The 21,649-nt window shown below is 42.2% G+C and carries 24 protein-coding genes; 11 read left to right on the top strand and 13 right to left on the bottom strand.

Annotated elements, in window-relative coordinates:
• Window positions 1–45 precede the first annotated feature (45 nt).
• Both ACKGJO_RS08240 and ACKGJO_RS08235 read left to right on the top strand, forming a co-directional pair.
• A complete protein-coding gene (locus ACKGJO_RS08240) occupies window positions 46–357 on the top strand; it encodes a hypothetical protein (protein WP_411322938.1) in 312 nt (103 codons plus the stop codon).
• A 114-nt stretch (window positions 358–471) separates the two neighbouring features.
• A complete protein-coding gene (locus ACKGJO_RS08235; RefSeq protein WP_411322937.1) occupies window positions 472–1,569 on the top strand; it encodes an NAD(P)/FAD-dependent oxidoreductase in 1,098 nt (365 codons plus the stop codon).
• 7 nt (window positions 1,570–1,576) lie between these two features.
• Here ACKGJO_RS08235 and ACKGJO_RS08230 read toward each other — a convergent pair whose 3' ends face one another.
• Window positions 1,577–2,368 carry an ABC transporter permease gene (locus ACKGJO_RS08230; RefSeq protein ID WP_411322936.1) on the bottom strand — a complete coding sequence of 264 codons (792 nt, stop codon included), beginning with the start codon at window positions 2,366–2,368 and terminating at the stop codon, window positions 1,577–1,579.
• A gap of 10 nt (window positions 2,369–2,378) precedes the next feature.
• Window positions 2,379–3,017, bottom strand: coding sequence for an ABC transporter ATP-binding protein (locus ACKGJO_RS08225; RefSeq protein ID WP_411322935.1), 639 nt, complete (start codon window positions 3,015–3,017; stop codon window positions 2,379–2,381).
• A 151-nt stretch (window positions 3,018–3,168) separates the two neighbouring features.
• Here ACKGJO_RS08225 and ACKGJO_RS08220 point away from each other — a divergent pair, with 151 nt between their 5' ends.
• The 5 genes from ACKGJO_RS08220 (at window position 3,169) to ACKGJO_RS08200 (ending at window position 7,588) form a co-directional block, all read left to right on the top strand.
• The gene (locus ACKGJO_RS08220) at window positions 3,169–4,215 is read left to right on the top strand and encodes an LLM class flavin-dependent oxidoreductase (RefSeq protein WP_411322934.1); all 1,047 of its coding nucleotides are present in this window, start codon (window positions 3,169–3,171) and stop codon (window positions 4,213–4,215) included.
• A 141-nt stretch (window positions 4,216–4,356) separates the two neighbouring features.
• Window positions 4,357–5,490 carry a multicopper oxidase domain-containing protein gene (locus ACKGJO_RS08215; RefSeq protein ID WP_411322933.1) on the top strand — a complete coding sequence of 378 codons (1,134 nt, stop codon included), beginning with the start codon at window positions 4,357–4,359 and terminating at the stop codon, window positions 5,488–5,490.
• A gap of 116 nt (window positions 5,491–5,606) precedes the next feature.
• Entirely contained in the window at window positions 5,607–6,419 is an 813-nt protein-coding gene (locus ACKGJO_RS08210) for a formylglycine-generating enzyme family protein (RefSeq protein WP_411322932.1), read from the top strand.
• Window positions 6,416–7,036 (top strand): SCO family protein, encoded by a 621-nt coding sequence (locus ACKGJO_RS08205; RefSeq protein ID WP_411322931.1) that lies wholly within the window; start codon window positions 6,416–6,418, stop codon window positions 7,034–7,036. Before ACKGJO_RS08210 ends, ACKGJO_RS08205 begins: the two co-directional genes overlap by 4 nt.
• Before the next feature lie 87 nt (window positions 7,037–7,123).
• Window positions 7,124–7,588, top strand: coding sequence for a cupredoxin domain-containing protein (locus ACKGJO_RS08200; RefSeq protein ID WP_411322930.1), 465 nt, complete (start codon window positions 7,124–7,126; stop codon window positions 7,586–7,588).
• Window positions 7,589–7,609: 21 nt separating this feature from the next.
• Here ACKGJO_RS08200 and ACKGJO_RS08195 read toward each other — a convergent pair whose 3' ends face one another.
• The 3 genes from ACKGJO_RS08195 to ACKGJO_RS08185 all read right to left on the bottom strand — a co-directional run bounded on the left by ACKGJO_RS08195 (window position 7,610) and on the right by ACKGJO_RS08185 (window position 10,074).
• A complete protein-coding gene (locus ACKGJO_RS08195) occupies window positions 7,610–8,797 on the bottom strand; it encodes a DUF3095 family protein (protein ID WP_411322929.1) in 1,188 nt (395 codons plus the stop codon).
• Between the two features lie 145 nt (window positions 8,798–8,942).
• The gene (locus ACKGJO_RS08190) at window positions 8,943–9,761 is read right to left on the bottom strand and encodes a DUF4382 domain-containing protein (protein WP_411322928.1); all 819 of its coding nucleotides are present in this window, start codon (window positions 9,759–9,761) and stop codon (window positions 8,943–8,945) included.
• A gap of 94 nt (window positions 9,762–9,855) precedes the next feature.
• Window positions 9,856–10,074, bottom strand: coding sequence for a hypothetical protein (locus tag ACKGJO_RS08185; protein ID WP_411322927.1), 219 nt, complete (start codon window positions 10,072–10,074; stop codon window positions 9,856–9,858).
• A 237-nt stretch (window positions 10,075–10,311) separates the two neighbouring features.
• Between ACKGJO_RS08185 and ACKGJO_RS08180 the strand changes: the two genes are divergently transcribed.
• Both ACKGJO_RS08180 and ACKGJO_RS08175 read left to right on the top strand, forming a co-directional pair.
• Window positions 10,312–10,503, top strand: a complete 192-nt coding sequence (locus tag ACKGJO_RS08180) for a hypothetical protein (RefSeq protein WP_411322926.1) — start codon at window positions 10,312–10,314, stop codon at window positions 10,501–10,503.
• Between the two features lie 5 nt (window positions 10,504–10,508).
• On the top strand, window positions 10,509–10,889 hold the full coding sequence (locus ACKGJO_RS08175) for a type II toxin-antitoxin system VapC family toxin (RefSeq protein ID WP_411322925.1): 381 nt from the start codon (window positions 10,509–10,511) through the stop codon (window positions 10,887–10,889).
• Window positions 10,890–10,959: 70 nt separating this feature from the next.
• Here ACKGJO_RS08175 and ACKGJO_RS08170 read toward each other — a convergent pair whose 3' ends face one another.
• The 5 genes from ACKGJO_RS08170 to porD form a co-directional block, all read right to left on the bottom strand.
• Complete coding sequence (locus tag ACKGJO_RS08170) at window positions 10,960–11,262, bottom strand: ferredoxin family protein (protein ID WP_411322924.1); 303 nt, start codon at window positions 11,260–11,262, stop codon at window positions 10,960–10,962.
• A 124-nt stretch (window positions 11,263–11,386) separates the two neighbouring features.
• Window positions 11,387–12,712, bottom strand: a complete 1,326-nt coding sequence (locus ACKGJO_RS08165) for an FAD-dependent oxidoreductase (protein ID WP_411322923.1) — start codon at window positions 12,710–12,712, stop codon at window positions 11,387–11,389.
• Window positions 12,713–12,793: 81 nt separating this feature from the next.
• Window positions 12,794–13,768 (bottom strand): electron transfer flavoprotein subunit alpha/FixB family protein, encoded by a 975-nt coding sequence (locus ACKGJO_RS08160; RefSeq protein WP_411322922.1) that lies wholly within the window; start codon window positions 13,766–13,768, stop codon window positions 12,794–12,796.
• Between the two features lie 82 nt (window positions 13,769–13,850).
• Window positions 13,851–14,621, bottom strand: coding sequence for an electron transfer flavoprotein subunit beta/FixA family protein (locus tag ACKGJO_RS08155; RefSeq protein WP_411322921.1), 771 nt, complete (start codon window positions 14,619–14,621; stop codon window positions 13,851–13,853).
• 83 nt (window positions 14,622–14,704) lie between these two features.
• Entirely contained in the window at window positions 14,705–15,631 is a 927-nt protein-coding gene (gene porD, locus ACKGJO_RS08150) for a type IX secretion system protein PorD (RefSeq protein ID WP_411322920.1), read from the bottom strand.
• Between the two features lie 23 nt (window positions 15,632–15,654).
• Here porD and ACKGJO_RS08145 point away from each other — a divergent pair, with 23 nt between their 5' ends.
• Both ACKGJO_RS08145 and ACKGJO_RS08140 read left to right on the top strand, forming a co-directional pair.
• Entirely contained in the window at window positions 15,655–16,473 is an 819-nt protein-coding gene (locus tag ACKGJO_RS08145; RefSeq protein ID WP_411322919.1) for a hypothetical protein, read from the top strand.
• Window positions 16,474–18,528, top strand: a complete 2,055-nt coding sequence (locus ACKGJO_RS08140; protein ID WP_411322918.1) for a ComEA family DNA-binding protein — start codon at window positions 16,474–16,476, stop codon at window positions 18,526–18,528.
• 62 nt (window positions 18,529–18,590) lie between these two features.
• Here ACKGJO_RS08140 and ACKGJO_RS08135 read toward each other — a convergent pair whose 3' ends face one another.
• From ACKGJO_RS08135 to ACKGJO_RS08125, 3 genes are read right to left on the bottom strand one after another with little or no spacing between them, the layout of a single operon-like run.
• The gene (locus ACKGJO_RS08135) at window positions 18,591–19,490 is read right to left on the bottom strand and encodes a glycine betaine ABC transporter substrate-binding protein (RefSeq protein WP_411322917.1); all 900 of its coding nucleotides are present in this window, start codon (window positions 19,488–19,490) and stop codon (window positions 18,591–18,593) included.
• 54 nt (window positions 19,491–19,544) lie between these two features.
• Window positions 19,545–20,369, bottom strand: coding sequence for an ABC transporter permease (locus tag ACKGJO_RS08130; RefSeq protein ID WP_411322916.1), 825 nt, complete (start codon window positions 20,367–20,369; stop codon window positions 19,545–19,547).
• A gap of 2 nt (window positions 20,370–20,371) precedes the next feature.
• Window positions 20,372–21,601, bottom strand: a complete 1,230-nt coding sequence (locus ACKGJO_RS08125; protein WP_411322915.1) for a quaternary amine ABC transporter ATP-binding protein — start codon at window positions 21,599–21,601, stop codon at window positions 20,372–20,374.
• Between the last annotated feature and the right edge of the window lie 48 nt (window positions 21,602–21,649).

The following is a 21,649-nucleotide window of genomic DNA, read 5'->3' as shown; positions in this document are numbered from 1 at the left end:
TCATTTGGTTTCTGACTTTTAAACACTACTTAAAACTCTATAACTATGAAACTACTCATAATACTAAGTATCGCCGAATATGCTGATGAAGTCAGAGAGCTGATGGTGCGAAACAATGTGCCGATTTACAGCGAAACAGAGATGTACGGCTTTAGAACAGAAAGTCATCAGCCTGATATAAGAAGCTGGTTTTCTCAAGCTGATCAGGGAATTTATTCCACCCTCTTCTTCTCGTTCCAGGATGAGAAAACTGTGAAAACGATCCTCAAGGAAGTTGAAGAATACAATAAGGTTAACGACCACAATGGTGATAATCCATTGCATGCCTATCAGGTAGCAGTAGAAGATTTTGCCTGATCTTTCGAACAGATCATGTGGATATTCAGTCCTTGAAAATTAAAGTTATCTGGCAGAACCGGTATCTTTACCATATTCTAGTTTAGAATAATCTAAAAATCACACAAAAACTTTATGCCTGATTTTGATGTAGCCGTATTTGGAGCCGGAATAGCCGGAACTGCTATTGCCAATGAATTAATGAAAAGGGGTCAACAGGTTTTGATGGTAGACCCAAATGTATCTGAAAATGCTCCGGGACCTCCTGGTGCTCTTGTTAACCCTGCAACCGGCAGGCGGGCAAAATTGAGTTGGCAGGCTGAAAAATGCTATGATACCTTAAAAAAGCAGATAGATGAGATAAGTGAATTGACCGGAAGAAATGATCTTATTTCAGAAACCGGAGTTATCAGGCCGGCAATAAGTGCGAAATTGGCAGAGAATTTTAGGGAAGCACTAACCAAATATGACTGGCCGGAAGGCTGGATCGAATGGCTAGAAGAGGATCAGATCCGGGAAATGAATCCACATGTCGCAGAAAATCAAGGTGGCATTCATGTGAAATGCGGTTATACCGTATATGTCGACAACTATCAGAATGCTTACCGTAAATACCTCAGGTTAAAAGGAGTTGAGTGCAGGTATGAACATGCAACTCACCAGCACGATCAGGAAAATGATCTTTTTACCATAAGTTTTAAGTCAGGTGAGCAGATCACAGCCGGTAAAGTGATCATGGCCATCGGTTATAAGATCAAGAACGAAGCCGACTGGTCGTTTCTGCCGCTGGATTTTGTGAAAGGACAAATCGTTCATTTTGAAACAATTAAACCACTGAACTGGGATCATGCCATTTCTGCAAGAGGATACAGTATTCGAAGAGGCGAACGCGAACTTACTGTTGGTTCAACATACGAGCATAATTTTGAGGGCCTGAGCATCAGTGAAAAAAGCTACGATCAGATCTTAAAAAAACTAGAGCTGATGCTTCCAAAATTGACCGATAAAGTAAAGAAAGTCGCCCAGATGGCTGGTGTGAGAGTTACTACTCAAAACAGACTTCCGGTAATCGGGGAGCATCCCGAGATCTCCAAACTGTATGTGTATACCGGGATGAACTCAAAGGGATTTTTATTCTCTCATTATGTGGGTGAATTACTGGCGGATCACATTCTAGACCAGACGGATATACCTGATGAACTTAACCTTGCCCGATTTCTGGAAAAGAACTGATAGATACCTATTTCTTCAGAATGGTCTCGTCAAGCACGTCATTTTCATTGAAAACGAACTGATTGCTCAGTCTGATCCCAAGGTAAACGGATAGAACCGTTCCTGAAAAGATAGCCAACATGATCATTATTTGATACTTGATGGCGATAAGGGGTGAACTCCCACTAAGTATCTGACCGGTCATCATACCCGGAAGAGAGACTAATCCTATGGTTGCCATGGAAGCCAGGGTAGGATTGGCAGATTTCTTCAGAGCATCCCTGAAAAACGGGAAGACAGCTTCGTTCCGGGTGGCACCACAACAAAGGTAAAAACGATATCGCTCTTTATGCTCATTCAGGCTGTGATAAAAAGCATTGATCCCGATCACATTACTTCTAAGACAATTACCCAATACCATCCCGGTGATAGGAATAGTGTATTGGGCAGATAAAAATTTGGGCAATTGGATCACCGCTTCCAGAAAGAACATATCTATCACAATAATGCCAAAGAATGTGGCGAGAAAAATAGGGATGATCAGAGATCGCTTACGATTCAGTTCACTGCGGTCGATTGTAGCAAAATCAGCAACAAGAACCATGACCATGATCCAGGCTGCATTCAGCCAGGCATTATCCAGTTCGAAGAGGTACTCCAGATAGTATCCTACAAACAGCAACTGCAGGGTCATTCGAACGGTCGCTATACCTAGTCTTTTATTAAGCCCGGTCTTGTACCTCCACAATATCCAGGCGGGAATAATGAGGATGAAAAAACCGATCCCAAGTTGCCACCAGCTAAGGTCAATTATATCCATGGTTTTGTTATTATGATCCGTTGTTTAATTCAATGACCCGTTCGCATCGTTCTACCCACCAAGGGTCGTGTGAGGTGGAAATGATGGTCCGATCATTTTTTAACAGCAATTCAGCTACCTTCTGCTTTGATTCAAGATCCAAAGCAGAAGTTGGTTCATCCAGAAGTATAACATCTCTTTTCAGAAGTAAGCATGTAGCAAGACCAACTCGCTGTCTTTGCCCTGTTGATAGATCACTAAAGGTGCTTTCCATTGTATCTCCGGAAAGCCCCATTTTCTCAAGCGTATCAATGATCTCAGTACTTTCAGGTTTGTTATCCATGTTTGCCTGAAATTCAAAAATGAATTCAATAAGGTCCGCTGTTTTGCCCGAGCCCAGGTTCAGGTCCTGAGGGAGCCATGTAACTTCCCGTCTAAGGCGGTGTGTGATATCCTTTGAATATTCGTTCTCTTTGTAAGTTATAGTTCCTTTATCGGGTGTTTCAAAACCAAGTAATATTCTGAATAAAGTTGTTTTACCGGAACCGGACTCTCCTTTGATCACTATTTTTTCTCCGGGGCGAACCGTTAGGCTAAAATTTTTAAATATACTTTCAGTTGGATAACTGAAATATAAATTGGACAGTGAAAAGATAGTGCTATTACTCATGATCGCTTTCTGTTAATGAATGGGTAGAGTATAAGAAATTTGCAGAATGATTAAAGTGATAGCGGTAATTGAACATATCGATCTGCTGCAAGATATAATTCTATGGAATTATCTTTACTTTAACATTAAAGAATTAAAGTAAAGATGCATCATGGAACTAGGTATTTACACTTTTGTTGAGAACACCCCGATTGAAAGTACAGAGAAAAGGATCAGCCCATCTGAAAGATTAGAAAACCTTATGGAAGAGGTTGAACTGGCGGATGAATTGGGTTTAGATGTTTATGCAATTGGGGAACATCATCGAGAGGAATATGTTTCATCCTCACCATCCACACTTTTAGCGGCAGCAGCAGCTCGCACAAAAAACATCAAACTGAGTTCTGCCGTAACGGTTTTAGGGTCAGAAGATCCCGTGAGAGTGTATCAACAGTTCTCAACGATCGATCAGCTGTCGAAGGGCAGGGCAGAGATCATGGTGGGAAGGGGATCGTTTGTCGAATCCTTTCCTCTGTTTGGGTATGACCTTCAAGATTATGAGGACCTTTTCCTTGAGAAACTTCAACTACTCATGAAATTGCGCGAAGATGAAGTTATTTCCTGGGAGGGAAAATATCGACCTGATATTAATAACAGAGGTGTGTATCCTCAGCCTTATCAAGAGAAACTGCCTGTTTGGCGAGCGGTGGGTGGAACCCCAAAATCAGCCTATGAAGCTGGCGCAATGGGTATGCCTATGGCGATAGCAATCATTGGTGGTATGCCAAAACAATTCAAGCAAATGGCAGATATTCATAAACAAGGAGCAGCCGATTACGATCAGCCTGAACAGCGGGTCAGTATAAACTCTCATGGCTTCATCGCAGAAACTACACAAAAGGCCGCCGATACGGCATTCCCTGCCTTCAAAACCACCATGGATAAGATCGGAAAGGAGAGGGGCTGGCCTCCGATGTCACGTCAACAGTTTGATGCCTCGATCACACTGGAAGGAGCGAATGTAGTTGGAAGTCCACAGGATATCATTGACAAGATCATGTATCAGCATGAGATCTTTGGACACGACCGCTTTTTACTTCAAATGAGTGTGGGGAGTGTTCCGCATGAAAAGCTTCTGAAGTCCATTCATTTGTTTGCGACAGAAGTAGCTCCGGTGATCAGAAAAAACTCTCATAAGAGGGACAGGGAAACAATGTGACCTCATCGTTAGAATTTAATTCCCTGAAATTTATCAAATATTCACAATGAAGGCGTATCATAAAATTAGTATGAATTATAAACATCTTATTTTAAGATAAAATACTCTTAATTCTTTAAAACCAACCAAACCATAGATCCTATGAAAAGCGCAATCACAAAAATCACCATTCTGACAGGAATGCTGATCTTCGGCATGACTTCCTTCTTGTCGGCACAAACAGAAGAATATAAAATTGACGGCATGACCTTTGGGATGCCTGAAGCTGAAGTTTATACGGAAGATTACAACGGGCCTCCTGTAGTAGGCGAGTATATAACTCAACTGCCAAACCTTGCAACCCTTGATTATGAAGGAAACAAACATCATGAAGTTCGCATCGATATCATTGTTCAGGAAATTGAAGTGGCTGAAGGTGTTCGCTATCAGGCATGGACCTTTGGTGGAACTGTTCCGGGGCCGGTACTCCATGTACGTGAAGGAGATCGAATTACATTTGTAATGAAAAACCGCTCGGATGAAGAAGTCACCATTACAGATCCTGCAAAGGGTGGTTCTCCATTTATGAACCAGGTAGCAAGTAATGATTATCAAAAAAATCAGCCAAGTATAATGCCGATGCCTCACTCAATGGATTTCCATGCAGGTACGGTAGCTAAAGACGATAAGTGGAGAACGATTGGCCCTGGCGAGACTATTAAATTTGATTGGATAGCGAACTATCCTGGTACTTACATCTATCACTGTGGAACTCCTAGTGTATTGATGCACACTGCGATGGGTCAGCACGGTGTAGTTGTTGTATCTCCCAAAGAAGGTTACACCGATGATTATGAAGTGGACCACGAGTATGTGATCGTACAGAGCGAATATTATCTAACTAAAGGTGAAGGTGATCTTTATCAGTTCGATTTTGATGGGGCATATAATAACAATCCTTCACACGTAGTATTTAATGGCCACCAAACCATTCTGCATGACCAACCACTTAAAGCCAATGCAGGCGACCGAGTTCGCTTTCACTTTAGTAATAATGGACCAAGCGGAACATCCAGTTTCCACGTGATCGGAGGGATCTTTGACAGAGTGTGGCTTGAAGGACACCCTTTCAACGAGATGCGAGGAATGCAGACTGTACTTTTAGGAGCATCCGGTTCAGCAACCATGGATATGATCGTACCTGAAGAAGGAAAATACATTCTGATAGACCATGAGTTTGTAGATGCAGAAAAAGGCGCAACAGGTACCCTTAAAGCAGGTCCTCGTAAGAAATAGTGAATAGACCAAGGGTACGATAATTTTGCGAATATCCAGCGGTTTAAAACCTGAAAAACATATCACCGGGCCGAATAGCATTCGCTCCGGTGGTTTATAAAAGAAAAACTAACATCATGAGATCCCAAAAGAATATACCCGTATTTACGGTCCTGTTAGTTTTTGTGTTAGCCACTTTCATACCCGAAATAGTGTTTTCACAAGCAACAAGAGTGTTTATTCCTGCGGGCTCATTCCATTCTGTTCTTCCGGAAGTAAAAGGTGAACCCATTCAGGTTGATTCTTTTTATATGGATGATACCGTTGTTACCAACGAGAAGTATGTTGAATTTCTGAGATTTAACCCGGATTGGAGACGTTCTGAGATTCCTCCAATTTTTACCTACGATGGTTATCTGAGAAATTGGATCTCTGACCTTAAGCCTGATTATGAATCAACTGGTGAAAACCGACCGGTTACCAGAGTGTCGTGGTATGCTGCAAATGCATATTGTTCAGCACAGGGTGGAAGGTTGCCTAGCTTGAATGAGTGGGAATATTCAGCCCAACTGCTTGGTATAGATGATGTAGCTGAGATGAATCGGTTCAGCAGTAAACTGGTAAGCTGGTATTCAGGAATAGATGTTAATAACCTGCCCGAAGTTGGTTCAACAGGAATAGAGACAACTGAGGGGGTCAAAGATCAATTTGGTCTTGTGATGGAATGGGTAGCTGATTTTAAGCCTATCATTGCAGATGAGCTCTCACTCGATTGTGGAACTGTTGGCAGAATGCAAACCCTAAACAGTATTTATAGTTATGCTGCCTCCATCAGATATATAACAAGAATGAGTTTCAATCCAAAGATAACCACCGGCATGTTAGGTTTCCGTTGCGCCTATGATGAACCGGTAAGATCCAAACAAACAAAAAATGAGGCTACCCTATGAGGTTACTTTTTGTCATACTATCATTTTTCTTGATTTATAGCTCAGGTAAGGTATTTGCACAGGATGTGCATCACCAACACAACCATAAACAGGAAGCACTGAAGGCAGGCGAGGTGCAATCCGGGCATTCGCTTTATCATCTTGATAATGAGTTCATTACCCACAGAAATGAAGAGGTACAACTCTTTGATTTTACAGGCGAACCTGTGATCGTGGTCATGTTTTACGGCAACTGTACCCAGGTGTGTCCGATCCTGATTCAGGATACCTGGAGACTCTTCAGTTCACTGAGTGAGCAATCCAAAGAAAGCGTTAACGTACTGGCTGTTTCTTTTGATACAGAAAATGACTCCCCGGAGGTTTTAGCTGAATATGCGAAAGATGAACAGTTGGATATTTCCGGATGGCATTTTGTGACCGGTAAGGATACGGATATCAGAATGCTGGCGATGATGTTGGGTGTGAAGTATCAAAAAGACAGCAATGGTAATTTTGCCCACTCAAATCTGATAACCGTTCTGGATGGAGAAGGGAACGTGGCTAAACGAGTAGAGGGTTTGAATCAACCTATGGATGAAGCTGCCTCAGTAATAGACGCCATATTGAAAAACATGTAGCTGCGAATCGAATTCTCCTTTTGTCTAAAGTGAAATAGAACACGGATAACGCAGATATTGCGGATCACTGATTTGGTTAATCATATAATGAATATTCGAATTTACATACCTCTTTTAATACTGTTGGCATTGGCCGGTTTTGCCAATGCTTCACCGTCCGATACGCTTACAGTTCGGGTTCTAGGAACCGCAGAGGATGCCCGATTTGAACCAAGGGTTCTTCAGGCTCAACCAGGTGATGTTATAAGATTTGAAGTGGTAGAGGGTTTGCACACGGTCACCGCCTATCATCCCCAAAACAGACGTCTATTACGTATACCAGATGAAGCAGTTCCATTTAATTCAGGCATGCTAACAGCTGGTGAAAGTTGGAATTTAAAGCTAGAGGTAGAGGGGGTTTACGATTACTTTTGCCTGCCACATGAACGAATGGGTCATGCAGGGCGAATTTTGATAGGAGAGGTAAACGAGATCCCAAATTATCCCGCTGGAAGAATACCCGGTTTTATTATCGAAAATTTAAACCGTGATACACAGCTATTACTTAACTGAAACTAAGATGTGTTAATAGGATCAAAGATCTGGGTTTTGATCTTTTTGAGAATCCAGTTTTTTTCTTCTCAATTTAAGGTCCTGAGAGGCTTTGGCATAACCGCCATTTGAACCATCCACGAAGTGAATATGGTTGCTTTGGTAATTCCGAACGTAGCAGGTAACCATAGCCGCGAATGAGGGGTGAATGCCATAAGCCAGTTTTTTCTGTTGGAACATGCTCTCCAAAAATTTGGTCATATTCATGCGCTGTTCTATAGTTCCGGAGGCTACAAAACGGAGTCCGTCTCCAAATTTCTTATAATCAGCATGACGTACAAGATCAGGTTTGTAATCACCCCAGTTCGTTTGGAATATTTTTTTTATGAATTTCATGAGGTAAAAACCGGTAACATGCTGGAAGATCATTTTGGTGATGTACTTGATCTTTCTGAAAAATGTGGGCGGCTGTGTTTGGAGTTTCCATTCAACTCCAAGTAGCGCAGGATTAAATGTCATGGTTAGAGACTCTTCCTTTAAAGGATTATAATCTTCCTCCTTTCCGTAGATCTCTTCGATCCTGCCAAAACATTCTTCATAGATCCTGACCTGTTCATTATCTGTTCCAACAGCCTGTATGAGATAGGCTGCCACCTCATCCTTATCGCTGGCTACTTGATTCCAACGGCACTCCAGTCCTGACAGATCCGCTTCAACGGGTGTGACGCTCTCAAGCCGGTTATTTTCTTTGACGAGATCTTCTGCGAAGGTCACACCGCTGCCCCAGAAAATGGATTGGTCTATGAACTCAGATAATTTTAGTCGTGCCACGCCAATATCGTGCCCGTGACGTCTGAGCTCTTTCATGGATACAACGCCAACGGACATTTCAAGATCATAAGCGTCTTTAACGGCTTTTCTACAGAATGCCAGAATACTCTTTACCTCTTCAATACCATGATCCGGCAAAACCAGCAGAGAGCCGTCGCCTCCGAAAAGGTAAGGCAGTAGGTCGTTTTCGAAATAGAAGTTATTCAGAGCTGCAATGATGGATGCTCCTGCCATGTTGACTTCCTTATACTTACCCAATCTTATGGCATCCGTAGAGCCGCGTACATCAGCTATCGCAAGGTAGGTATCGTCGGACAGAGGCGTATAGACATCAGGCTTGGAAACATCCCTGAAACTGGTAACCACATTAAGTGAGTTATAAAACTCTCTGCTTTGCATGATCTGAATTTAAATCTGTCTGTCAGTGGAGCCGAAAATAGATAAAATTATGTAACTCATGGTACATATCGGAAAGGAATAATATATAAAAGAAAAGCCCGTCTGCGTTAACAGGCGGGCTTTGGGTAAAAAATGATCTTAGTGGTTAGTTAGCGGCAGACTCAAGCTGAATGGTTTCTTCGAAGGCGTACTGTTCGCCGTCATCTAACTCAATGCCTTCAACAAGTGAATCGGCATAAGCTTCTGAGGTTGGTTCAATGAGAACATTATAGGTTCCTTCATTCAGTCCAACCAATTGGAAAAAACCTTCATCATCAGTTTGTGTTCCAACGGTATCTTCATCCATGATGGCATACACGAAAGGTTCAGCTTCCAGTGGAAGAACTGTACCTGAAATGCTGCCCTGTTCCTGTAGGTTAACGGTTCTAAGAACCGGTTTCAGGATATAGCCGCTATTACCGGTTTGTACAATGGATTGTGAAGCATCGAAGTCAATGACCAGATCGTAGACCTGACCTGCCTCAACATCAGCCTGAACGTTCAGCTTATAACCTGACTGTTGTGCACTTGGAGTTTTTAAAGGAATGGTTTCTCCACCTACAACTACATTGTTATCATTTCCAAGTAAGAGGCGGATCTGATTATATCTTCCTGCTTCCAGCTCGGCTTCTCCAAGTTCAAGAGTAGCGCCGTTTTGGTAATCAAGTAAATTAACAACAATGGAATCACTCATGATAGCTTCCCAACCGGTTCCTGTAGTGTCTTCAGAATCACCGTCTTTGTTGACGAGTACCTGAAGGACTTCTATGTTTACTTGCTCATAATTTACAGGGGCATCAGTCAGTGAAACTTTGAGGGTACCTGTGCCGGCTTCTTCATTAGTGCTGCAGGCAGCAAATACAAATACTGTTAATAAAAGGATTAATAAGGGTAATATTTTAGATCTCTTGAATAAACTGCTCATGTTAATATCATTTATTAGGTTTCATTTATTTAAACACAATCTAATAATAGATGTTCCATTTAAGAATGAATTAGAACTAAAAAACGAAAATCTATCAAGCGCCACCCGAAGCGCCTCCAACGGCGGTATTCGCTGTGGCTCCACCTCTGAAACTCTCACCAGATACGGTAGTTGATGCCATTGCAGCAAGTTTGCTGAATGAGCTTGCAACATCCGTCGGAGAAGAAGTATTCCCGGGTAGAATCACGATCCAATACAGGGTTGTGGCAACCTGAAGATTTTCTTCGAAGATCGTATCAATGTGTTTTTCCAACTCTGAAAGAATGGAAGATATAAAATGAAGAGCCCTAGATCTTCAGAATTAGATTGTAATTTCTCATTTTTCGGGCCTGCAAACAGGTTTTTGTTTATTTGATTTCGAGGATTGATTGTGATGAAAGGTTGGTTTCCAAAACTAAGTTTACGTAGAAATTTTCAGAAAGTTGCTATAAAAGCATATAAGCATTAATATGTAGCAATGAGAACATCAGTAGATTTACCAGACAATCTTATGAAAAGGGCCAAAATTAAGGCCGTAGAGGATGAGATCAGTTTAAAAGAATTAATCATCCGTGCTTTGGAAAATGAGATCGGAAAAGTCAAAGAAAAGAATGATGCTCCATGGGAAGATTTAAAAGGAAAGGGTACTACCGGTGCATTACGTCCTAATGATTCAGGTTTTAAAAACCAAAATAGTAAGTAATAGCAATGATATTACTAGATACACATGTTTGGATTTGGTGGTTACTAGGGGAAGGACCACTTTCAGATGAGGAGAGGCAAACATTGAATGAGAACGCTTCAAAACGTGAGATTGCAATTTCAGCTGCATCCATTTGGGAAGCTGACATGTTACACAGAAAAGGATTGATTGAGCTTAAGCCTGATTTTAAAACCTGGATAGATCTGGCAACTCAAAAAGGAATTTGTACTGTCATCCCAATTGATAAGGAAGTGATTATAGCTCAAGAAAAACTTCCACCAAACTTTCCTGTTGATCCTGCGGATCGGCTGATTGTAGCTACTGCTTTACTTAAGGAATATCCTCTTGCAACAAAAGATGGGGTATTGCAAGAACTTGGTTTTTAAATGTGAATTTATTTACCTAATGCGAAAAATTACACTTTCATAGTGGAGTTTCTTTCTAGGCAAAAATTTCTTATCCAAAATTCCAAGTAACACCACGACCGACCTCTGGATCCGGGAAATTCCAGTCCACGGCTCCCTGATCACAGGCATACATACAGGTACCACACTCAATGCAATCCTCAACCTGAAAATGCACTTGATTATTCTCGTCCATGGTATAACAATTGGCAGGGCATACCCATGTGGTACATTTATGCGGACAGGTTGAATTACAAATGTCAGTATCCACAATAATATGAGGTTTAATATCAGATTTGGACTGATTTCGGTAGCTTACAAGTCCGAGGCGTTCGGTTAGTTTGAGATTTTTCATGGTTTCTGAATTGAATAAGTATTCTTTCTTAAAAAGCTTTCAGCCGTCAGCTCTCAGTTTGGGTCCAAGCAGACACTTGAACCAGTTAGAGAAAAACTGAAAGCTGAAGTCTGACAGCTAACAGCTATAATGACTTCGCGGCCTTAAAGCCTAGTTTAGCCAATTCCCAATAGGAGGCATGTCTTTTCACCGCTCCCTTCAGCATATCTTTAGATTTCGGTGTAGGTTCATTCTTGATGGAGAAGAACTGTCGACCAAAATCGCAGATCAAATTCGGGACTTTTTGCTGCATAGTCTCGGTATGAAGGAGATGTACGGCATCCTGGAATCCATTGATATCCTTCATTACATAACTTTCATCCATTACTTTGCGATACTCTTTCAAGGTAGAAGAGCTGAAATCACCTTTTTCTTTGGCATTCACGATAGTCTCAGCAGCCAAAATTCCGGAACGCATTGCATAATCCATTCCCTGAATGGCCTTACCGGCGTTCATTAATAAATTAGCAGATTCACCGGCCAACAAGACCCCGTCTTTGTATAATTCTTTCGGCATGGCCCGTTTATCACCTGACGAAACAACATGGGCAGAATATTCTACCACTTCTCCATCTTTGATGATATCAGCAATGGCTGGATGTGTTTTAAAATGATTCAGTATGTCGTGTGGACTTTTTTTCTTCTCACGCATATCTTTAATGCCGAGCACCAGGCCTAAAGAAATTGTATCACGGTTTGTGTATAAAAATCCCCCGCCTTCTACACCATCGGTGGCCCAGCCAACAAACTCGTTGCTCATACCGCTAAGGCCATTCAGCTGGAATTTCTGTTCCAGCACATCCTGATCGAAACGTATAATTTCTTTGATACCGGTCAGCATATGGTCGGCCGGCACATAGTCATCCTGCAATCCTACCTGACGCGTAAGTAAATTATTCACACCTTCCGCTATGATCACTGAATCGGCATGAAACTCATCCTCGCCGGTGCGAATGCCCACGGCTTTATCATTTTCCATGATCACCTCATCCACCTTGATGTTGTTGGCAATAAAGGAATCCATGGCGAAGTCAGATGCATCGATAGCTTCCTGAACTTTTCCAGAAAGCCAGTTGTCGAATTTCGAGCGAAGTACAACTACTCCGTTATAAGGAGTCTCATTGAAGTGGGATGATTTGAAATCAAGGGTAAAAGCTGATTGCTCGTCCATGAGTGTAAGTCGGCGATGATTGATAAATCTCTCCCATCCACCGTCTTCTTCTTCCCAGTAATTCGGAACGAGTTTCGCGAGATCACTGCCCCACAAAACACCGCCGGACACATTTTTTGAACCGGCAAATTCGCCCCGCTCAATAAGAAGGAACTTCATGTTGTTTCGGGCAAGGGTCATGGCTGCTGCCAATCCTGCTACACCACCGCCTATTACAATACAATCAAACTTTTCGTCCATAAGGGAAATAGTTTTGAGTTTTGAGTCGTGAGTATTGAGTGAAAGAGTTTAATCTCCCGACTCAAAACTCATAGCTCACTACTAATTTTTGATTTTTTTGAGTTCCTCAATGAAAGGGGGCAGAACTTTATAGAGGTCTCCAACTATGCCATAATCTGCGATCTCAAAGATAGGGGCATCAGGATCTTTGTTGATAGCTACAATAACCTTGGAGTTGGTCATGCCAGCCACATGCTGAATAGCCCCGGAGATTCCCACGGCAATGTAAAGTTGGGGAGAAACTACTTTACCTGTTTGCCCGATTTGTAAACTTGGATCGTAAACACCGGCTTCTGTAAGTGCTCTTGAGGCACCAATACCGGCATTAAGAAGGTCAGCCAGTTCCGAGATCAGTTTTTGGCCTTCTTCATCCTTGACTCCGCGACCTGCAGCAACAACAGCCTCAGCCTCATTAAGGTCAATAGTATCTCCGGAAGCGGAAATGATTTCCTTTAGAGTGGCTTTCAGGTCATTATCATTCATACTGAAATCAATTTCCACTGTTTCAGCTGAGGTGTCATTTTCAGCGAGATCGTAAGATCCTGATCGAACAGAAACAAGAATGGTATCAGCCTTGGCCTCTGTACTTGCTATGATCTTGGCTGCCATTACAGGGCGTTTGGCCTTAATGCCGCCATCTATCAACTCAAATGAGGAAACATCAGGTAACACTGCTGCATTTTGGTTGGCTGCAAGAGCTCCGAGAATATCTTTTGTTCCCTCTGTTGAAGCAAAAGCAAACACTGTAGGATTAGCAGACTCCATAACTATAGAAAGAGCTTTCAGCAGCGGTGCATTCATATGATTTTTGAAGATAGGATCCTCCACAACATATACTTTTGATGCTCCGTATTTCTGCACGCCCTCTACGAATGATGATGCATTGGCATCAACAACAACGGCCTCAACGGTGTGTCCGTTTTGATCCGCAAGCTTCTTGCAGTGTGAAAGTACTTCCAGTGATGAACGTTTGATCTTGCCATCTGCAATGGCGATGTGGGTAAGTATAGTGCTCATGATTGTCTTATTTCGAACTTAATTTCTAATTGTGGTGAAAGCTTTCAGTTTTTTGAATTAAGTGAAAGCTAACGGCTGAAGCCTAAATTACGTTTGCTTCGGTATCCAGCAGTTGTGCTACTTCGCGGGCGACCTCTTCCGGTTCACCTTCGTATTTTTTGCCGGCTTCACGTTCAGGCTTTTCTTCGTAACCAAGAACTTGTGTTTTTGCCTTAAGCTCATCTTCACTTATGCTGAGAGAGGAAATTTCAACTTGCTCCATGGGCTTGCGTTTAGAAGCCATGATTCCTTTTAGATTTGGAATGCGTGGCTCGTTCATGTCATTCGAACAGGTAACGAGACATGGGGTTGGGAGTTCGATCATTTCCTGACCTGTGTCACCCTGACGTTTCACAGTCAACTTACCGCCTTCAGCATTAAGGCCCACTGCGTTAGTTGTATATGGAAGGTCCAGTAATTCTGCCAGCATACTCCCGGTTAAACCGGCATCTGTATCCTGAGATTGTTTTCCAAGTGAAAGTACATCGTATTCTTTGTCTTCAAAGAATTTTGCAAGCACACGAGCATATGAACCTGAGTCAAAGTTTTCATCTCCTGAGGTTACAATATGAGTAGCCTTATCGGCTCCCATTGCCAAAGCTTTTCTGATGGTTTCGGAAGCTTTGGAAGCCCCTATACATACAACTTCAACTTCACCACCTTGCTTTTCCTTTAAAACAAGGGCTTCTTCAACGGCAGAAGCATCGTAGGCATTCAAAACCATCCGGTCTGCATCCTGAATTAATTGTCCGTCTTTGATCTGTAGTGGTGCATACACGTCGGGCACCATCTTTATACACACATAAAATTTCATTCTATTCTGATTTCAGCTTGAAAATTTCAGTTATGGAACCGCTTTTTTAGGCGCCCAATATACAAAACCGAGAGACAAATTTCTTAGTTCTGAAGGCTTTCATATTCACTTAAGTGTCCCTGATCGGTTTGTCGTAAAATGTTGTAGGCTTCCAGACGAATATCACGGGCTGCAGATTGAAAGACTCCTGCGATTTCCCTGGCTTTTGCATCAAAAAAGATATCATATAGCCAGTTACTTGTAGATCGGCGTTTAGCAGTTTGAATGTTCCTGAGAGTTGTTAAAATTTCTTGTCTCGCCTGTTCAGGTGTGTCAATAAACTTATCCAAACCGAGCCTGTGATAGCTGTAGTAAGCTCTTCGTAATTCATTATAACTGCCTGAGCTGAGATCACTGACCAGCGTATTTCTGTTTCGCTGATTATTAGAGTTTCTGCTCCAGCCAGCGGTATTAGTCGTTTGCGCCAGATTCAGAATATTCTGTGCTCTTACAAAATATTCTGTTCCACCCAATTCAGAAAAGGTATCAAAGTCATAGCCAAGAATGATGTAGCTGTAGAAATCCAGAAAGCCGGTGAGGTCATCAAATTGTAATTCATCATGTATCATGCTTCGACCTTCCGGGTAACTGAATTGCCAGCCATTATCACTCAGCAGTAAAGTATTAGTCTTGGTGGTAGTATTATAGATAGGACGTTGGATCTGAATAACCGTTTCGGCACTAAAAAGATAATTGGAGGTGCCGCTTAAGATCACGATCTGCATCAGACATTCTATACGCTCGTGTTCCCGAAAATCTGTTTCAGTCCAGTTGTACTCATTCAAATAGTTTTCAATATCCGGTTTTAGGTTGTCAAGATATTGATATGAGGAGCCTTCCAAACGATCCGTATTGACCTCAACGGTACAATTCAGTTCTTGAGAATTTGCTTTAAATGTGAAAAAAAAGAAAAATACTCCGCAAAAAAGGATCGACTTTATTACATTATTCAAAAAGAGAGGGGTATTCATAATGAAGTATTTATTGTTACTCAATGATACGAATACAAGATATACTATATAAAATAACTTTCGGGATAATTCTAGTGCTGTTCTCGGTTCCTGTTCATGGTCAAATTATCATGGGGGCTAAAGGATTGGGTATGGGGCAAGCAACCATGGGCGTTCATGATTATCAATGGGCGATTTTTGCCAACCCTGCTATGATGAGTAAGAGGCAAACAACTGTAGGGTTTTATGGTTTGAGAAACTATGGCTTCACGGAACTTACCGATATGGCAGCGGCTGCAACAGTTCCTACAAAATTCGGTGTAGCCGGATTTGGATTCCATAGGTATGGTGACGATCTGTATAACGAAATGAGAGTTCGTGTAGCTTATAAAAATGAGTGGCAATTGCTTCACTTTGCTATTACCGGAAACTACAATCACATTTCATTTGGGGGAAATTACGGCTCCGGCGGTGCTCTTGGTGTGGATGTGGGTATAGCGGCTGAATTGACGGAAGACCTTTGGATTGGAGCCCGTTCAACGAATGTAAATAAACCCAAGTACCCGGATATAAACGAGGAGCTACCAAGAGATATCATAATTGGGTTTACCTATAGTTTCAATGAGATAGCGCTGTTTGCCTTTGATGTTGCAAAAGACGTGCGGTTCCCGGTCTCATACCGGGGTGGAATTGAGGTCCATATCTTTGAAGGACTATTAGGGAGAGTTGGGGTAACTACCGAACCGCTAAGTTATTCCGGCGGTTTCGGCTACGGCCAGGAAATGTGGGGGATCAATTTTGCGGTACAAAAACATGAGTTACTGGGTTTTAGTCCCGGACTTGATATTACACTCAAGTTTTAGATGAGATTTTCTTTAGTATTCATATCTCTTGGACTAGTCGCGATATGCGGACTTATACCTTTTTCAATTTATGGGCAGGATTCTACCGGCGTGGAAGAGCAGCTCGAGAAAGCCTTTGAAGAGCTGGATCCTGAGGAAACCGATCTGACCGGAGAGCAACTCACTCAGTTTCTGGAAGACCTTGCAGCAAATCCTGTAAATATAAACAGGGGGAAGCTGGATGATCTGCTTCAGATCCCGGGAATAAATCTAAAGATCGCACGTGCTATTCTCGAATACAGGGATACAAAACCATTCGAAAGCAAAGAAGAGTTACTTGAAGTGTCAGGAATAGGTCCCGCCACATATAGAAGAATGCGGCCGTATGTTACAATAGGGAGATCGGGTGAACGATTCCGGGACATGTATTTGAGACCGGAGTACTGGCTGTCGAACAGGCGGGTGGAAGTCTTTTCAAGGTATCAGCGTGACCTACAGGAAAGAGAAGGATACATTCGGCCGGACAGTTTGGGAGGGTATCTTGGTTCACCCATGAAATATTACCACCGCATTCGCATGAATTCAAACCATCTTTCTATGAATCTGACGCAGGAAAAGGATGCGGGGGAGCCACTGAATGGTGTGACAGATTTTGATTTTACTTCCGGGCATATTGCTCTTTTGGATAATGGAAAACTCAATGAACTGGTAGTGGGGGATTACAGCCTCAGTTTTGGTCAGGGTTTAGTGCTTTGGAGTGGCGGGGCTTTTGGTAAAGGCCGAGAAGTAGTGGGTACGATATCAAAGAATGAACGGGGAATAAAACCGTACACTTCCGCTCAGGAAACCGATTTCTTTCGTGGTGTAGCTGCTTCCTACGGTAATAAAATTGAGCTGACCGGATTTTATTCAGAGCGACCACGAACAGCCTCTGTAACCGGGGTAGATACCACTCGATTCCCTACTTCCACAGGGTTTCACAGAACAAATAATGAGCTTAGCCGAAAAAATAATATTTACCAAATGACGACGGGTGGGAGGCTAAGGGTAGATTCACCCATCGGGCTTGTCGGTGTAACAGGATACTATAACAGGTTCAGCAGTTACATTACTAAAGGTACGTTATTAAGTAGTGCGTATGACTATGAGGGGAGAGAGCATTCAGTGGTAGGCATCGATTACAGGGGTTTGATCAGAAACAGTTTTCTTTTCAGTGAATTTGCACGTAGTGAAAATGGGGGCTACGGTGGCATTAGTGGAATAGAAACCCCACTTGGAGACAACACAGAGTTGGCCCTGGCATACCGGAATTATCAAAAGGATTTTCAGTCTTTCATTGCCAGTGGATTTGGTGAGCAGTCATCCGGCCCTCAGAACGAAGAAGGTTTTTATATTGGGCTAAGACATATTATAAATCAAAAGGTCATCCTTAGTGGATATTTTGATCAGTATCAGTTTGCTGCTCCACGTTTTGGAACTTCACAATCAACAGGTGGATTTGACGTATTGGCTCTTGGTGAGATCGATTTTAAAAGAGACTTAAATGTGTACGTTTTAGTGAGGAGTGAAATAAAGGATGAGGAATATATCGTACTCAATCAGATAGGGAATGAAGAGATCAGACTAGGGCAGGAGAAGCGTTCCAGTATCCGAACCAATTTTGAGTATCAGGTCAGCCCTTCAGTTAGAATGCGATCCAGGGTGGAAGTCGTTAGAAACAAAGCGGCCGGTGAGGATTGGGAAACAGGCTTTCTTATTTATCAGGATCTTAGAATTGAGCCGATCCGGAAATTACGCATTGATGGCAGGGTTACCCTGTTTGATACTGATAGTTTCAACACCCGGGTATATCAGTTTGAAAGTGATCTTTTGTACGTGATGTCTAACACTGTACTTTACGACCAGGGGCAGCGGGCCTATGTTTCTCTGAAATACGATGCCACATCATTTATGGATATCTGGTTCAAATATGGAATCACTATTTTTGAAGACCGGCAATTGATAAGCAGTGGGTTGAATGAGATACAGGGAAATATCAGAAATTCATTGGGTTTTCAAGTCAGGCTTTCGTTTTAAAATAAAAAAGGAAACACGAGCTAACGCATTTCCTTTCAATAGTCAGATATAGATCTGAAGAATTACATAGAAGTCTCTTCACTATTTTCAGGGATCCAATCTTCAATAACATCTTCATTTTCAGTTAACCAGTTTCTGGCAACTGTTTCAGCATTTTCATCAGAGGTTTCAATAGCTACCATCAGGTCGGCTAACTCTGCGTCAGTTAAGTACATATTGGATAAAAACTGAGCCAGCTCAGGCTTGTCATTTTCCAGATCCTGTCGACCCATTATATGTATCTTTCCCGTTCCCCAAATCTCCTTGTCAGGATCCTGTTTGAGAAACTTGAGGTCAAATCGACCGAACATCCAGTGAGGTTTCCAACCGGTTACCACGATCCATTCTTCATCATTATAGGCGCTTTGCAGGGCCGAGGTCATAGCCGGTCCACTGGATTGTACCAGTTCAAGATCCAGATTGTATTCTTCGATCACATTTTTAGTGGTACTCATAATACCGGCTCCGGCATCAATACCTGTGATCTCACCGTTAAAACGATCTGCAACATCGTTTAATTGAGATATACTATCAATTTCAACATATGTTGGTACAACCAAACCACTTTGAGTGCCATCATATACCGTTCCAAGGTCAGTTATCTGGTCTTTGAACTGTTCGTAATAGTCGGCATGAAGAACAGGTAGCCATGTTTCCATGAAAGCATCAGCATCACCTTGAGCAACGGCTGTATAAGCGGGACCAACACCGGCGGATGTGATCTCAACTTCGTAACCCATTTTGTCTTCAAGTATGGCTTTTGCAAGATTTGTGTAAGCTATTCCTTCAGCCCAGTTGACATATACTAAGTCAGCCGATTTTTGATTGTTTTGATTTTGTGCGCATCCACTCAGAAAGCCAATGGCGAGTATAAAAACGCCTAGCTTCGAAAGCAGGTTCAAGTATTTATTGTTAGTTATCATAATTCTTTATTTGTTTGATTTGTGATTTACAATTTATTCGTAAAAAGTTAAGTATCAATTCGACCTGGTTCCTAAAGACTGTGTCACACGATCCAGAAATACGGCGAGAATTACGATGGCCAGACCGCCTTCAAAACCTAAACCGATATCAAGGCGTTGTAATCCTTCTACCACCGGTTGACCAAGCCCGCCGGCTCCAATCAGGGCAGCAATTACTACCATAGAAAGTGCCAGCATAATGGTTTGGTTAACCCCGGCAAGTATGGTTGGCATGGCAACCGGGAGTTCTACTTTAAAAAGCATTTGTTTGTTATCGGAACCAAAAGCTAAGGCTGCCTCGCGGATCTCTTCAGGCACTTGTCTAATGCCCAGGTTTGTGAGCCGTACAGCCGGCGGCATCGCAAAGATCAAAGTTGCTATAATGCCGGGTACTTGTCCCAGACCAAAAAATAATACAGCGGGAATAAGGTAGACGAATGCCGGCATGGTTTGCATGAAGTCCAATATAGGCCTTACGACGCTTTCGACGGTATCATTTTTAGATGACCAGATACCTACTGGAACTCCGATTAACAATGCAATGAATACGGCAGTGATGATGAGAGCCAATGTTTCCATGGTACCATCCCACATATTCATGCCTTCCACTAATATCAAACCCAATATCGTGAAAATACCAACACCCTTTCCTGAGATATACCAGGCAAGTGCTGCCAGCAAAATGATCATTATAACAGGATGTGGGTATAACAGAATGTTCTCAATGCCTGTTAAAAAGGTTTTAACAGTAACAGTGATCACATCAAAGAAGCCACCCAGGTTGTCAGTAAGCCAGTTAATAAGGAATTCAAAGAATTCTCCTACGGGAATATCAATCATAATTATGTGCTGGATATTTTGAATTTCTCTTTATCTGATTCAGATTCACCGGAACCATTTTCATTTAGCTCGGCCAGGATAGTTGCCCTGTCTACGATTCCGAGTAATTTACTGTCTTCATCAACAACAGCAATCGGATATTTGGATTGGATTGATTTGGAAAGCAAGGCATTTATCGGAGTATCCGGTCCTGCAACTTCTATGTCTTTAATCAGAATTTCTTGCAGATCTTTGCTATCTCTGTCTTTAAGTTCTATGGCATCATCAATTGTAACGATGCCTTTGAGATGTCGGTTTTCGTTCACCACATAGGTTGTGGATACCCCAACTTTTTCCATATTACGAATAGCTACTGAAGGTCCGTCTTTTGGTATTTGAACCGTCGGTGCTTTTCTCATGATAGCTTGCGCAGTGATCACTTTTGTGCGATCCACATTTTGCACGAAGGCCTTTACATAATCGTTGGCGGGGTTAGTCAGAATTTCTTCCGGTGTGCCAACTTGTACTACATAACCGTCTTTCATGATTGCGATCCTGTCACCGATCTTAAGTGCCTCATCCAGATCATGAGTGATAAATACAACAGTTTTATGAACTTCTGCCTGAAGTTCAAGAAGCTCGTCTTGCATGTCAGCCCTTATAAGTGGATCAAGTGCACTGAAGGCTTCATCCATCAGCAGTATTTCAGGGTCGTTAGCAAGGGCTCTGGCCAATCCAACTCTCTGTTGCATACCTCCACTCAGCTCGCTTGGCTTTTGTTCTTCATATCCTTTGAGTCCAACGATCTCAAGTGCCTCATAGGCTTTTTCTTTCCTTTTATCTTTATCCATTCCACTAATTTCGAGCCCGTATTCAACATTGTTGGCTACGGTTCGGTGTGGGAAAAGACCAAAATTTTGGAATACCATAGACATGTGTTTTCGCCTCAACTCAAGCAACCGATCTTTGTCCATTTTAGTGATATCCTCATCGCCGATCATGATGGTTCCGCTAGTGGGTTCAATAAGGCGGTTGAGACAGCGTAATACAGTTGACTTTCCACTTCCTGAAAGCCCCATAATTACAAACATTTCCTTTTCTTTGACCTCGAAACTGGCATCATTGATCGCAATGGTATTGCCCGTTTCATTCAGGATCTCATCTTTTGATTTACCTTCTTCAATTAATGGGAGTGCCTTTTCGGGTTTCTTCCCAAAAATTTTAAATAAGTTCTTAACAGTAATTGCGGCCATATTAGATGTTATATTCAAATTTCAGTTGCAACTTCTTTTGGCGTTGTA

This window comes from Gracilimonas qinghaiensis (assembly GCF_046602855.1).
Lineage (GTDB): Bacteria > Bacteroidota > Rhodothermia > Balneolales > Balneolaceae > Gracilimonas.
Note: the sequence above shows the minus strand (reverse complement) of the source record. Positions and strands in the feature narration are given on the sequence as shown.